The following is a 13,053-nucleotide window of genomic DNA, read 5'->3' on the forward strand; positions in this document are numbered from 1 at the left end:
GTTATCCTCGAATGCATGAGTTCCCCGAGTGCATCGCTGACGGTCTGGGCCGGCTCCTGGCTGGCCGGCCGCAGCGCCCCCGACGACGTGCTGGACGCGCTGCGCGCCTGGGCTCCCCAGCAGACGGTGGCCGCCGGGGATCCCGTGACCGGCGGGCGCACCGGATTACCGTGGGCGTCCGACGACGAGCCCGCGGCAGTGGCCGGGGCGGGAATCATGGTGCTGCTCAAGGTCATCCGGGAAGCGATCGACGGGCCCGAGGCGCAGCTGCGGCTGGTGCTGCCGATCCCCGGAGACGTGCGCGGACTCCCGGTCGGCACCGAATTCGCCACCGCCGCAACCGAAGCCGAGGAAGGCATTCTAATCGGGACGGCCGGATCCAGCGGCACCGGGCTGGTCCCCGTCTGGACCGGCGACGACGCACTGCAATGGCGGGTCTACTCGGCACCGATCCCCTTCGCGCTCGCACCCGAAATGCCGCTGGGCGAAGCCGAATACACCATGCGGGAGGCGGTCCGCGACGCCGCCGACGCACTCCAGCAGCTCCAGACCACCCGGCTCGGGTCCGGCGGAGTCGGGCCTCGCGAACTCGTCGAAGCCGAACTGGCCGGACATACCAGGCACAAGTACCCCGATTCGATGCCCCTGCGTGCCCGGCGGATCCTCGACACCGCCGACCAGGTGGCCGCGATCCTCACCGTCGCCGAACGCGAACCAGCCTCGGCCCCCACCTCCGCGACCGCCGTGGCCGCACAGGAAGCCCTACTCCGGCCACTCTGGAACACGATCCGGGCCGCACGACTGGCCGCGGTCCACGCCCGCTGACTGTCCGATTTCTTCAAGACCTCTCGTGATGGGGCCGCATACCGTTCGGGTATGGCTATTCGACTGAATGTGATCGGGATCGTGGTGACGGACATGGGTGCGTCACTGGAGTTCTATCGGCGTCTGGGCGTGGAGTTCGCCGACGGCTCCGACCAGCAGCCGCACGTGGACGCCGACCTGGGCGGCGGGATCAAGCTGATGCTCGACACCGAGGAAACAGTCCGCTCATTCCATCCGGACTGGCAGGCAGTTCCCGGGGCCGGGCGAATCGGCCTCGCGTGTGACTGCGGCTCACCCGCCGGGGTGGACCAAAGGTTCGAAGAGCTGGTCGACGCAGGCTACCGAGCAGAGCTCAAACCCTTCGATGCGTTCTGGGGCCAGCGGTACGCCACAGTCCTCGACCCCGACGGGAATAGCGTCGACCTCTACGCCGCCCTCGCGTAAAGCGGCAAGGCCCAAGGACGAGAAGACAAAAGATCAAAAGACAAACGATGCCTGGAGAAGAGAGGGGGCCGGCTCCGTCCGCGCCTCCGCCTACCGGCCCCCTCACCTTCGAAGCCGCATGTGGGGTTACTGCAGGAGGTATTCCCTCAGATCACTGGGTTGGGGTCGCCACATGATGACTGGCGCCCCGTGGAGACAGTTGCCGATCAGCAGGGAGGCCGGGGATCGACCTGCCGGCCGGCTGCAGTGTGATGAGGACAGGGGGCTGCCAGGCCGGAGATAGTCCGTGCTACCCGAGATGAGGTCACCGGCTTGATGGGCTTCAGCGTTCGGTGCGAGTGCTGACCAGTTGGCAGGACTCCGAGACCTTGGGCCGTGAAGATGTGGTCTGTCGATTCGATCGCGATCCCCCGGCGGCGGTCGCCTGCCAAGCGGTGGAGATGGCGGCGGCTGTCGCAGTGGTGGCCGCCGCAGGTGCCGAATGCGCTCGCAAGTTGGGCAACGATAAATCACGCCGCCCGTGAACCCAACCTCCGGCAACTCGAATCGATCGCAGCGGCGACCCACTGCCCCACGTGATGTCGATCGTTCACCCGCGCCGTGCCCGTGGGGTCGAGGCGTTTTGGGGCAATCCACCCGGTACGCCCCCGATACGGGGAATCCTTGCCCATGACAACAGTTTTCCAACCCCCGGCACTGTCATTCACCAGCGCATGGCAGTGATCACACACCAAGGTCAGATTGGTCAGATCCGTGGGCCCGCCCTTAGCCCAGTCCGTGATGTGGTGCACCGCGCACATGCTCGCGGGCGCCTCGCATCCCGGGCGGGTGCAACCCTTGTCGCGAGCGATCAACGCCAACCGCTGCGCCGGGCTGGCCAGTCGCTGGCAACGACCCAGATACAGCGGCAACCCGTCCGCGTCGAGGACCGCCAGCACCGGACGCGTGCCCTCGGCCAACTTCAACGCCTCGTCGATCGAGACATGGCCACCGGAAGCGGTGGTCGCGACCCCGGCCCCACGCTCGAGATCGGCGAGGTTCATCGTCAGGATGGCCTGCACCGGCAAACCACGATGCGAACCCAGCCTGGCCGGGTCGACACCGGGCTGCAGCAACGCGAACAACGCGTCGTGGGTGCGCTGACCGGCATCACGACGGTCACGACGCGCAGCAGCCTCCAACACCGTCGAATCGACCACCTTGGCCGTGGCGGCAACGCTGTCGGCGTCGTCGAGGTTGCACAAACCCGGACGCGCCAGCTTGGCGAACACCGCATCGAGCAGCGCCCGCAGCTCGGGGGTGATCCAGCCCTCGATCCACGACATCCCATCCACCCCGGGACGGCCCAGGATCAGGCCACGGCGACGACGACGGTCGGTGTCGGAGACGACCTTACCGTCGGGGTCGATGCGGGCCAGGATGTCGCGCCCGATCTTGGGCAGGTCATCAGGCCAACCGACCCGGGAATGGCCGACCAGGATGTCCTCGGCCTCCGCGCGCGTCTCGGCGGGGATGTCGGCAGGCAGGTGGGTCATCACGTCGATGATGTTGCGAACATGATCACGCGAGATATCGCCTGCCTCATAGGCTTCGGCGGTCTTCTCCAACGCGGCCGGACGCAGATAACCCGAAGGTTCGAAGAACTCCCCGCACCGGCGGGTGATCTTCACCCGCACCGACGCGTCGTACCGCGACAGGCCCAACGTCTGCCGCAGGAACGGCACCACATCTTTTGCCCCGCTGCCTTCGGGCAGCGAACGATTGCAGGCTTCGATGATCAGGCGTGAATCCAGCGCCGACAGTTGACGTTTGCAGGTTTCCAGCCGCTGCATCAACTCCACGACATCACCATCGGAAAACGGGTTCAGGTCGCCGTGGAGGACGGAATTCGACAGAGTTTCGACGGCGGTCGCCAGGTCGGCGATGCCGCACGTGTCGAGTGTTTCTCCCTTCGAATCCATGCATCAATTTTACCTCTGCCACATGCCAATGGGGCGCGAATTACCATGTGATATAAGGCAATTCAGACCGAGGACATTTCCACTAACCCAAGCAATTGCCCGGGCGACATGTCCGAAAACTCCCGAATATCCCGAGTCAAATGCGCTTGATCGGCGTATCCCACTAATGCGGCAACCTCCGCAAGCCCCATCCCACCCCGCGCCAGCGCCAGCGCCCGCTGCATCCTCAACACCCGGCCCAGAGTCTTCGGCCCATACCCGAAGGCCGCCAAGGAGAGTCGGTGCAGCCGCCGCGGACCCGTCCCCAATTCTTCGGCCGTCGCCGACACCGACATCCCCGAGCCCAACGAGGTCACGATGATTCGCACCATCGGATCCGCGGCATCGGTCTCGCTCGCACGCCAGCGTGCGATGGCCTCGAGACCGACCTCCGGATTCGGCGCCTTGGCGATCAGCTCGGAGGCGCGGCGCAGGTCTGCCGGCGACCAGAGGTCGGCGAGATCAGCTCTGGCGTCGCGCAGTTCGTGCGCGGGCACCCCGAGCAGAGCCGGGGCCGTACCAGGGAAGAAGCGGATCCCCGTGATCCGGTCGGCGAATCCCGCCGGCGGACGGTAGGCGCGGGTGTCCGGGCCCGCCACCGAGAGTCGCCCGTCGATCCACAGCAGATCCATGCTGCCGTCCGGCAGCACGGGCAGATCCGCGTCCACGACGCCCTCGCGAGTCCACACCACCGCGCCGCCGACACCCGACGGTCGCTCCCGATAGCCCCGCGGCGGGTGGATTTCCGTCACCACACCCACTCCTCACCGCATACCGACCCCGAAAAGCGCTGAAACACACCCTTGTTCAGCACTTCGTGCACACTTGCATCGTTTGCCAATTTGCACTCGATGCAATATTGCACGTTATGTAGTCGCGGGTTCCGCTGCATCGGAGACCTCGACCACGTGCTCGGACTGCCCCGGCTTCCAGGCCGTCACCTCCATGCGCCCGTCCACGATCTCGACCGACGACGCCCCCGTGATGTCGACGGCGTAGAACGGCTCGAACTTGCGGCCGCGCAGGTCGAACCCGCTCTCGGCGAACAGGTCTTCGGCCCAGCGCCGCTGCAACTCGGGATCCTGGACATCGTGCACGGTGCCGAAGATCTTCACGTCCCCATCGCTGACCTGCGTGTCGACCGTCGCCGTGTGCAGACAGAAGCGTGGGTCGCGGGCCAGATCCGCGAACTTCTTCGTTCCCGGCATGCCGACCAGCCACAGCTCGCCCTCGAAGATGCGCGGTTCGAGCGGGCTGATGCGCGGGAAGCCATCCCTGCGGAGGGTGGCGAGCATGCACAGGTTGCCGGTGGCGGCGTGACGACGGGTGAAGATGGTCGAGATGCGGGGTGCGGCGGCGGCGAACTCGGTCCAGGAGGTCATGGTCGCGACCGTACTCCCGGGGACCGACACCTCCGCTCGTGGAAACTCCCTGATCTCTGTTTGAATGGCCAGATGTCGATCTCCCGCCGGTTCGCCGTGCTCGCCGCGGCGCTCATCGGTTGCGTCATCCCCGCCACGCTCCCGGCGAATGCCGTGGTCGGCGGTACCGAAGCCCAGGCCGGCGACTATCCCTGGCTCGCCGCAGTCGGCACCCCACTGTTCTTCCCCCGCGCCTCCGGCCAGTTCTGCGGCGGCGCGCTCATCACGCCCGACCAGGTGCTCACCTCCGCCCACTGTGTGGCGATCGCCCAGCTGCTGCCGCAGGCGCTGACGGTCACCTTCGATCGCAGCGACCTGACCTCACACGACGGAATCACCGTGAGCGTCACCGGTGTTCGCCTGCATCCCGAATTCCGCACCGACACGGTCGACGGCGTCGACGTCTACCACCACGACCTCGCCATCCTGACCCTCGCGACGCCGCAGCACCGGCCCACCGTGCCGATCGCCGCGCCGCACGGCGGCAGCGCGACCGTGCTCGGCTGGGGCGGCACCTCCGAAAACGACCTGTTCAACACCGTGCTCAGGCGCGCCACCGTGCCACTGGTCTCCGACGCCGACTGCGCCGCCGACTACCCCGGCGTCTTCGATGCCACCGAGATGGTGTGCGCCGGCTCGACCGAGGCCGACACCGCCGAATTCGACAGCGGCGGACCGCTGCTCGTCGACGGCAAGCTGGCCGGCATCACCTCGTGGGCGCGCGGGACAGCCCTGGCCGGCTCTCCGACCGTCTACGCTCGGCTGCCCGCACCGTTCTGAGCCGTCAGATCTTCGACGCCGACTGGTCGAAGGTGAAGACGCCATCGGGGTCGTAGTGCGCGGCGATGCCGTGCAGACGAGGCGCGTTGTCGCCGTAGTAGGCGCTCCCCCAATTCGATAGGTCGGGGTCGATGTAGTTGACGAATGCCGTGTTCCCGGTCAGGTCGCCGAGCCGATCCCGTACCTCGTTCACGGCGCTCCGCGCATCCGGTGTGGTGGCGCCGACATAGATCTGGGCGGTCGCGAGTGCGCCGCGATACGGAAAAGCCGTGTCCTTCGCGCCGATTCGCGAGGGAGCCCCGGAGAGACTGTCCAGCAGAATATCCATCCCTTCGCGGCCGGTGAGCAGTGCGGTCAACCGACTCGGGTCGGAAAGCGGTTTGGTCAGTACTCGCGAGGAGGCCGTGAACGACTCGCGACCCAATACTCCCCCGCCATTCCAATTCGGCCGGCACCGCTCCACCGAATAATTCGCGCACCCGCCGAAATACATCATCGCCGATAGGTAGTCCTTCGTGAGCGAATACCTGTTGGACGGTTGGGTCTTGATGGCTGCCACCAGTTTGTCGAGAAGACCGTTCATCTCGCTCTCGGATCCGACATAGCAGCCATTGATCCGGCACGTCGGCGGGCTCCCGGCGGAAATGCCGAGCGTGGACCAGAATTCATCCGGAGCCGACGCGGTGAAGGCCTGCCAGGCGCCCAGCACGTCGGTCAGCGATCCGGCCGGAAAGCGGACCTGGAAGACCGCCAGCTGCGGTGCCGCCACGGTCTGGAAGGTGAACGAGGTCACGATGCCGAAGTTTCCGCCACCGCCACCGCGCAACGCCCAGAACAAATCCGGTTCCGAGGTCGCCGAGGCGGTCCGCAGCATGCCATCCGCGGTGACCACCTGCGCCGAAACCAGGTTGTCGCACGTCAATCCGTACTTCCCCGCCAGCACGCCGACCCCGCCACCGAGCGTCAGACCAGCGATCCCGACCGTCGGGCAAGACCCGGCCGGGAGGCAGCGGCCCGACTGAGCCAGCGCGGAGTACACGTCCATCAGCCGAGTGCCCGCACCGATGACCGCGGTGCCGTCCGCTTTCACCTCGACCCCGCTCATCCCGCCCAGATCCACGACCAGGCCGTTGTCGGGTGTCGAATAGCCGCCGTAGCTGTGCCCGCCGCTGCGTGCCGCCACCGGGATCTTCGCGCTCGCGGCGGCATCGACGCAGGCCTGTACATCGGAAGCCGTGGCGCACTGCGCGATTGCCGCGGGCTGCCGGGTGTCGAACGAGGGGTTGTAGGCCAGTTTCGCCGTCGCATAACCGGAGTCGGACGGCAGATTCAGTGTCCCGCTCGAGCGCTGCCGTAACGCGACCCAATCCACCTGTCCGGCAGGCGGTTGCGCGGCAGGCACCTCCGGCACGCAGCCGGTCCCCGACCCCAGAGCGGCCAGGCTCGCGCCGAGTCCGGCCGCCCGCAACAGATTTCGCCGATTGATCGCCATGACGGCGCCCCTCCCCCGAGGGTGTGCCCGGGCACACACGAACCATCCAACGATCGGTTATCGCGACCGTGAACGTTCGTGTTTCACCCGAGCATGCCCTCGGCGAGCCGAGCCCAATCGGCGAGAACCTGTTTGCGCCGCAGGCGATCCCGTCCCACCATCTCGTCGAGGGTCGCGCCGCGCACCAGGTTGATGGTGAGCCAGAACGCGGGCTCGAGGCGTTCGCGCGGCGCGTCGATGAAACGCCCACAGGCGTCGAGCAATTCGATCGTCAGGTCGTGCTGCACGCGCAGCATGTTCCGGCGCAGGTCCTTGTCATTGGCGATGCCGACGTACAACTCCACCGCCGCCTTGCCCAGCTTCCCCGCGAACGGCGCGGTCACCAACTCGACCAGCACCTCCCCCGTCGGCACCGCCCGCGACAGCGTCCGCTCCCGCCGCTGCAGCGCCTCCCCCTGCCGCTGCGTCAGATGCTCGATGGTCTGGGCGAACAATTCCTGCCGGGTGTGGAAGTGATGTAGCTGCGCGCCCCGCGTCACCCCGGCCCTCGCGGTGATGTCGGCGATGGACGCGCTCGCGTACCCGACCTCGGCCAGGCTCTCGATGGCCGCATCCAGCAGCAGCGCTCGGGTGCGGAGGCTCTTCTCCTGATGCTTGTTCGGGGGCAGACCGGATACCACCTGGTCAGTCTAGCGGCCTGGCGAAATTGCGTGCTCCCTTGCACGCAATTGGGTGTCGGTCGTAATGTAACCGGTATGCCCGTCGATCGCCTGCTGCCCACGCCCGAAGCCCGCGACCTCATCGAGCTCACCCGCGATATCGCGGACAAGGTGCTCGAGCCCCAGGTCGTGGAGTACGAGAAGCAGGAGCGCTATCCTGCCGAGGCGTTCCGCGCGCTCGGCGCGGCGGGGCTGCTGAGCCTGCCGTATCCGGAGGAGTTCGGCGGGGCCGGGCAGCCGTACGAGGTGTATCTGCAGGTGCTGGAGGAGCTCGGCGCGCGCTGGGCGGCGGTCGCGGTGGCGGTGAGCGTGCATAGCCTGTCGTGCCATCCGCTGTTCGCCTACGGCACCGAGGAGCAGAAGCAGCGCTGGCTGCCGGAGATGCTGTCCGGCAATCTGATCGGCGCCTACAGCCTGTCCGAGTCGCATGCCGGATCCGACGCTGCGGCCCTGCGCTGCCGGGCCGTCGAGGCCGAGGGCGGCTACCGGATCACCGGCACCAAGGCGTGGATCACCAACGGCGGCAAGGCCGATTACTACACCCTGTTCGCCCGCACCGGTGAGGGCTCACGCGGCATCTCGTGCTTCCTGGTCCCCGCCGGCACCGAGGGCCTGTCGTTCGGCAAGCCCGAGGAGAAGATGGGCCTGCGCGCGGTCCCGACCACCACCGCCGCCTACGACAACGTCTTCCTCCCGGCCGAGCGGCTCATCGGCGAATCGGGACAGGGCCTTCCGATCGCCTTCAGCGCCCTGGACTCCGGCCGCCTCGGCATCGCCGCCGTCGCCACCGGCATCGCCCAGCGCGCCCTCGACGATGCCGTCGCCTACGCCAAGGAGCGAGAAGCCTTCGGCCGCCCCATCATCGACCACCAGGGCCTCGGCTTCGTCCTGGCCGACATGGCCGCCGCAGTGGACTCCGCCCGCGCCACCTACCTCGACGCCGCCCGCCGCCGCGACGCCGGCCTCCCCTACTCCCGCCAGGCCAGCGTCGCCAAGCTCACCGCCACCGACGCCGCCATGAAGGTCACCACCGACGCCGTCCAGGTCTTCGGCGGCTACGGCTACACCCAGGACTTCCCCGTCGAGCGCTACATGCGCGAAGCCAAGATCACCCAGATCTTCGAGGGCACCAACCAGATCCAGCGCCTGGTCATCGCCCGGAGCCTCGCGAGCAGCTGAGGCTCGAATCGGCGCGGCGCTAGACCCAGGAGCCGGTCGGCACCTGGGAACTTGGCGCCGCGCCGGTGATATTCCACGAGCTCATGACGTCACCGCCCGCGCAGCCGGGAGTCAGGGTTGCTTGGGCGTGCGCCGGAACGGTTACTCGGAAGCCCTCGGGTTCGATACTGGTCGTCGAGGTGTCGTTCCCGTTCTGGTACGTCGGGAAGTTCCAGTGGATGCACAACGTGGTGCCGGAGACGACGTAATCCTCGTCGTTGTCGTTGGTGCAGTTGGTGCCCGCGCATGCGACGCCCGGCACGATGTCGTCCGCCGACGCTGTCGGCGCGAACAGCGCAGCCATGGCGGCGGTGCCCGCGAACGCCGCCAGCGTCGCGATCTTACGTGACCTCGTTACATTCCCCTCGACCGATCGGATCGCCTCGACAGTAGGCCCCGAATCGGTCGCGCCACAACGTGTTTACCTCGCCCCGACCAGCATTCGGCCAGACCCTCGACGGAGGTGGCGTCCCAGCGGCCGATGAGCCCCTCGAAGTCCTATGCTGAGCTCAGGCCACCGAGGAGGTGTCATGGGACGGATCGTCTCCGCCGTGATCGGCATCGTGTTGTGCGTCGTCGGAGTGATCTGGATCGTGCAGGGCGCCGGTTCCCTGCACGGATCGCCCATGACCGGGCACTCAGAATGGAGTTACCTCGGTGGCGTTCTCGTCGTGGTGGGCGCGGGCCTGCTGCTCTGGACCGGGTACCGGGCGCTGCGTCGCTGACGGGCGTCCGGAACAGGCGAAATCCCCGGGCCGCCCCCGGGGATCACTGTGCCCGGCTCACGCGGTAATCGTTGTGTCCCAGTCGATGACGAAACGGTGCACCGGGCCGAACATCTTCTCCGGCTTGAGGAAGGTGCGGGTCGCGATAGGCATCATCAGACCGAACAGGGCCTTGGCGACCGGGCCGGAGGTCTTGCCGTTGTTGGTCTTGGCGGCATTGTCCGAGATGTCTTCGACGCGGGGGCGGCGCAGGCGCTCGTAGGCCGCGAAAGCCGCTGCGGGGTCCGGGATGTCACGCAGGCAGCGGGCCAGCTCGACGGCCGACTCGATGGCCAGCGACGCGCCCTGGCCCGAGCTGGAGGACGGGGCGTGCACGGCGTCGCCGACCAGAACCACGCGACCGCGGAACCAGTTGGGCACGTGGGGCATCCGCTCCATCGGGCCGGTGACGATCATGTCCTCGACGCCGGCCTCGGCGAACAGCCGCTCGCCGGGAGTATCGCCGATGTGGGCGGCGCGCAGCTTCGCCAGCCAGTCTTCGGCGGGCACGGCCTTCGCCTCGGCGAGGGTCATGGGCTGTTCCTGCGGGAAGTTGCTGAAGAAGACATACTTGCCGTTCGGCTGACGCCAGTAGCCGTAGAAGGCACGCTTGCCGAATGCGAAGTGCATCGCCTCGATATCGCCCTCGCCGCCGTCGGAAAGCTTTCCGTCCGGGGTGAATTCGCCGAAGCCGAAGCTCATCAGGCCGGTGTACTCCGGACCGGGGGCCAGCGGGTCGATCAGGGTGCGCACGGTGGAGTGGATGCCGTCCGCGCCGATCAGGATGTCCCCGGTGGCCGTGGTGCCGTCCTCGAACTGGGCGATCACGCCCGTCTCGGTCTGCTCGAGGTCGACCAGCCGCTTGCCGTGCTCGATGGTGATGCCGTTGTCGACCGCGTGGTCGTGCAGCACCCGGAACAGGTCCGAGCGCAGGATGGTGCAGCTCGGCGGCAGGCCGGGCAGCGCGTCGACCTGCATGAGTGTGCGACCCGTGCCGGTCTCCATCACCATGCTGTGCAGCGGGTGCCCGGCGGCCTCGACGAGCTTGTCCGCGCCGATGATCCCCAGCGCCGCAAGGCCGTTCGGCGCTACGGTGAGCATCGCGCCGGTGTCGGCCGCGGCCGGGTACGCCTCGTACACCGTCGCCTCGATGCCGGCCTTCTGCAGCGCCAGCGCGGTCACCGGGCCCGCAATGCCGCCGCCGATGATCAGTGCCTTCTTGATGCCGTTCATGACTATTGCCTTCCCCGATTCCTTCGATCACCCTCGCGACCACTGAGCAATAGTATCCATGAAACTAGTTTCTTCGCAACTAGTCTGTGGAACAAAAAGGGGCCTCACCGGGGAAACCCGATGAGGCCCACTCGGATCTACGCCGTGGCCTGCCGTTTCGGCAGCTTCCAGCCCGGCCGCGGGAAGTGGCAGGTGTAGCCGTTCGGGAACCGCTCCAGGTAGTCCTGATGCTCCGGCTCGGCCTCCCAGAACGTGCTCGCCGGGGTCACCTCGGTGATCACCTTGCCCGGCCACAGGCCGGAGGCGTCGACGTCGGCGATGGTGTCCTCGGCAACCCGCTTCTGCTCGTCGTCCAGGTAGAAGATGGCAGAGCGGTAGCTCGTCCCGATGTCATTGCCCTGCCGATCCTTGGTGCTCGGATCGTGGATCTGGAAGAAGAACTCCAGCAGCGCACGGTAATCCGTCTGCGCGGGGTCGTAGACGATCTCCACCGCCTCCGCGTGCCCGGGGTGATTGCGGTAGTTCGGGTTGTCGTTGCGACCACCCGTGTAACCCACCCGGGTCGACAGCACACCCGGCTGCTTCCGGATGAGATCCTGCATGCCCCAGAAGCATCCGCCGGCCAGAATGGCCTTCCGCGTATCGGTCACGCTTCCTCCTTCGTGAACAGAGACTTGTACTGTGCGTAGCCCTCGGCCTCGAGCTGGTCGAGGTGGATGAACCGCAGCGACGCCGAGTTGATGCAGTAGCGCAGCCCACCCGCATCGCGCGGCCCATCGGTGAACACATGCCCCAGATGGCTGTCGCCGTGCGACGAGCGCACCTCGGTCCGGATCATGAAGTGGCTCAGATCCCGCTTCTCGACCACATTGGCGTTGTCGATCGGCTTGGTGAAACTCGGCCACCCCGATCCGCTCTCGAACTTGTCCGTCGACGCGAACAACGGCTCACCGGACACCACATCCACATAGATACCAGGCTCGTGGTTGTCCCAGTACTCGCCCGTGAACGCTCGCTCGGTCCCGTTCTCCTGCGTGACGTGATACTGCTCAGGCGACAGCGCGGCCACAGCCGCCGGATTCCGGTTGTACTCCTGTGCCACATGACCTCCTTGATCGGCCTCAGCTACAACCCACCCTGCCCGCTGGAAAGTCCACCCTCAACCCCGCGTCATACTTCTGTCACCATTGGCCGCCGGGCATACTCACCAGCGTGAGCGCGCCCGGGAACGAGACCGACGACGATCAGGTGCCCGCGTGGGCGCGGCGGACAGCGGGGGAATCGCGGTGGGCGGCGACGGCGGCCATTGTGGGAATCCTGGTTGTGCAGTTCTATCTGCCCGCGCAATTCATTGCCGGGCCGCGCTGGGTCGTCCCGGGCATCGGGCTGCTGTTGCTGATCGTGCTGATGATCGGCAACCCCGTCCGCCTCGACCGGGACGAGATCCGCCTGCGCCGCTTCAGCCTGCTGCTGATGGCGCTGCTCGGATTCGCCATGGTGTGGTCGGTGGCGCACCTCGTCCAGGGCCTGATCGATGGCACGGTCAGCGACAATGCGGCCGGCCTGCTGACCTCCGGCGGCGCGGTGTGGCTGACCAATGTGCTCGTATTCGCGCTCTGGTACTGGGATTTCGACCGCGGCGGGCCCGCCGCCCGCGCCCACGCCCGCAAGCCCTATCCCGATTTCCTCTGGGTCCAGATGCAGAATCCGGATCTCACGGATCCCGAGTGGGAACCGCAATTTCCGGATTACCTCTACCTGTCCTTCACCAACGCCACCGCGTTCAGCCCGACCGACGTGATGCCGATGTCCCGCTGGGCGAAAACCCTGATGATGGTCCAATCGGCGATCGCACTCGTCACCGTGAGCCTGGTCATCGCCCGCGCGGTCAACGTCCTGAAGTAATGCCGAACCTGGTGTGTCAGCGGTTGAACCACATGTCGGCGACCAGCATGATCACCGCGACACCGACGAAGGCGGCGGCGAAGCCGATGGACTGGCCGATGGTGCCGACGATGCCGGCGGCGAGGAACAGCGTCAGGACCGGCGCCCAGACGAACATGTCCGGCGGGCCGAAGGTGCGCTGCTTGCGGGCGACGGCGCCGCTCGAGGCGGGCTGACGGCGTTGCGGGGTTCCGCGTCCGGGTGTAGTCACCT

At 67.1% G+C, this 13,053-nt stretch carries 16 protein-coding genes; 6 read left to right on the forward strand and 10 right to left on the reverse strand.

Features of this window, described 5'->3' with window-relative positions; translation table 11 throughout:
- Positions 1–15: 15 nt before the first annotated feature.
- Positions 16–825, forward strand: a complete 810-nt coding sequence (locus AB0L60_RS12560) for a hypothetical protein (RefSeq protein ID WP_364611621.1) — start codon at positions 16–18, stop codon at positions 823–825.
- Between the two features lie 51 nt (positions 826–876).
- Positions 877–1,269, forward strand: a complete 393-nt coding sequence (locus AB0L60_RS12565; protein ID WP_364611624.1) for a VOC family protein — start codon at positions 877–879, stop codon at positions 1,267–1,269.
- A gap of 509 nt (positions 1,270–1,778) precedes the next feature.
- Here AB0L60_RS12565 and AB0L60_RS12570 read toward each other — a convergent pair.
- The 3 genes from AB0L60_RS12570 to AB0L60_RS12580 form a co-directional block, all read right to left on the reverse strand.
- Complete coding sequence (locus AB0L60_RS12570) at positions 1,779–3,230, reverse strand: DUF222 domain-containing protein (protein ID WP_364611627.1); 1,452 nt, start codon at positions 3,228–3,230, stop codon at positions 1,779–1,781.
- 62 nt (positions 3,231–3,292) lie between these two features.
- Positions 3,293–4,021, reverse strand: coding sequence for a helix-turn-helix transcriptional regulator (locus tag AB0L60_RS12575; protein WP_364611630.1), 729 nt, complete (start codon positions 4,019–4,021; stop codon positions 3,293–3,295).
- A 114-nt stretch (positions 4,022–4,135) separates the two neighbouring features.
- Positions 4,136–4,651, reverse strand: a complete 516-nt coding sequence (locus AB0L60_RS12580; RefSeq protein WP_364611633.1) for a pyridoxamine 5'-phosphate oxidase family protein — start codon at positions 4,649–4,651, stop codon at positions 4,136–4,138.
- A gap of 72 nt (positions 4,652–4,723) precedes the next feature.
- Here AB0L60_RS12580 and AB0L60_RS12585 point away from each other — a divergent pair, with 72 nt between their 5' ends.
- Positions 4,724–5,470, forward strand: a complete 747-nt coding sequence (locus AB0L60_RS12585; protein WP_364611636.1) for a serine protease — start codon at positions 4,724–4,726, stop codon at positions 5,468–5,470.
- Positions 5,471–5,474: 4 nt separating this feature from the next.
- Here AB0L60_RS12585 and AB0L60_RS12590 read toward each other — a convergent pair whose 3' ends face one another.
- Positions 5,475–6,962, reverse strand: coding sequence for an FAD-dependent oxidoreductase (locus tag AB0L60_RS12590; protein WP_364611639.1), 1,488 nt, complete (start codon positions 6,960–6,962; stop codon positions 5,475–5,477).
- Positions 6,963–7,045: 83 nt separating this feature from the next.
- Positions 7,046–7,642, reverse strand: coding sequence for a TetR family transcriptional regulator (locus AB0L60_RS12595; RefSeq protein ID WP_364611642.1), 597 nt, complete (start codon positions 7,640–7,642; stop codon positions 7,046–7,048).
- Between the two features lie 75 nt (positions 7,643–7,717).
- Here AB0L60_RS12595 and AB0L60_RS12600 point away from each other — a divergent pair, with 75 nt between their 5' ends.
- Positions 7,718–8,860: an acyl-CoA dehydrogenase family protein gene (locus tag AB0L60_RS12600; RefSeq protein ID WP_364611645.1), complete on the forward strand. Its 1,143-nt coding sequence runs from the start codon at positions 7,718–7,720 to the stop codon at positions 8,858–8,860.
- A gap of 19 nt (positions 8,861–8,879) precedes the next feature.
- On the opposite strand, the gene AB0L60_RS12605 is transcribed toward AB0L60_RS12600, so the two are convergent.
- On the reverse strand, positions 8,880–9,203 hold the full coding sequence (locus AB0L60_RS12605; RefSeq protein ID WP_364611648.1) for a hypothetical protein: 324 nt from the start codon (positions 9,201–9,203) through the stop codon (positions 8,880–8,882).
- A gap of 226 nt (positions 9,204–9,429) precedes the next feature.
- Here AB0L60_RS12605 and AB0L60_RS12610 point away from each other — a divergent pair, with 226 nt between their 5' ends.
- Complete coding sequence (locus AB0L60_RS12610; RefSeq protein ID WP_364611651.1) at positions 9,430–9,624, forward strand: hypothetical protein; 195 nt, start codon at positions 9,430–9,432, stop codon at positions 9,622–9,624.
- A gap of 57 nt (positions 9,625–9,681) precedes the next feature.
- On the opposite strand, the gene AB0L60_RS12615 is transcribed toward AB0L60_RS12610, so the two are convergent.
- From AB0L60_RS12615 to msrB, 3 genes are all read right to left on the reverse strand, one after another.
- Complete coding sequence (locus tag AB0L60_RS12615; RefSeq protein ID WP_364611654.1) at positions 9,682–10,896, reverse strand: FAD-dependent monooxygenase; 1,215 nt, start codon at positions 10,894–10,896, stop codon at positions 9,682–9,684.
- 137 nt (positions 10,897–11,033) lie between these two features.
- Positions 11,034–11,546: a peptide-methionine (S)-S-oxide reductase MsrA gene (msrA, locus tag AB0L60_RS12620; protein WP_364611657.1), complete on the reverse strand. Its 513-nt coding sequence runs from the start codon at positions 11,544–11,546 to the stop codon at positions 11,034–11,036.
- Entirely contained in the window at positions 11,543–11,998 is a 456-nt protein-coding gene (gene msrB / locus AB0L60_RS12625; RefSeq protein ID WP_364611660.1) for a peptide-methionine (R)-S-oxide reductase MsrB, read from the reverse strand. The genes msrA and msrB overlap by 4 nt, the downstream gene beginning before the upstream one ends.
- Positions 11,999–12,108: 110 nt before the next feature.
- Here msrB and AB0L60_RS12630 point away from each other — a divergent pair, with 110 nt between their 5' ends.
- Positions 12,109–12,801, forward strand: coding sequence for a hypothetical protein (locus tag AB0L60_RS12630; RefSeq protein ID WP_364611663.1), 693 nt, complete (start codon positions 12,109–12,111; stop codon positions 12,799–12,801).
- Positions 12,802–12,817: 16 nt separating this feature from the next.
- Here the strand turns inward: AB0L60_RS12630 and AB0L60_RS12635 are convergent, their stop codons facing one another.
- On the reverse strand, positions 12,818–13,051 hold the full coding sequence (locus tag AB0L60_RS12635; RefSeq protein ID WP_364611666.1) for a hypothetical protein: 234 nt from the start codon (positions 13,049–13,051) through the stop codon (positions 12,818–12,820).
- Between the last annotated feature and the right edge of the window lie 2 nt (positions 13,052–13,053).

Origin of the sequence: Nocardia sp. NPDC051981 (genome assembly GCF_040680715.1) — a bacterium.
In the GTDB taxonomy this organism is placed as follows: domain Bacteria; phylum Actinomycetota; class Actinomycetes; order Mycobacteriales; family Mycobacteriaceae; genus Nocardia.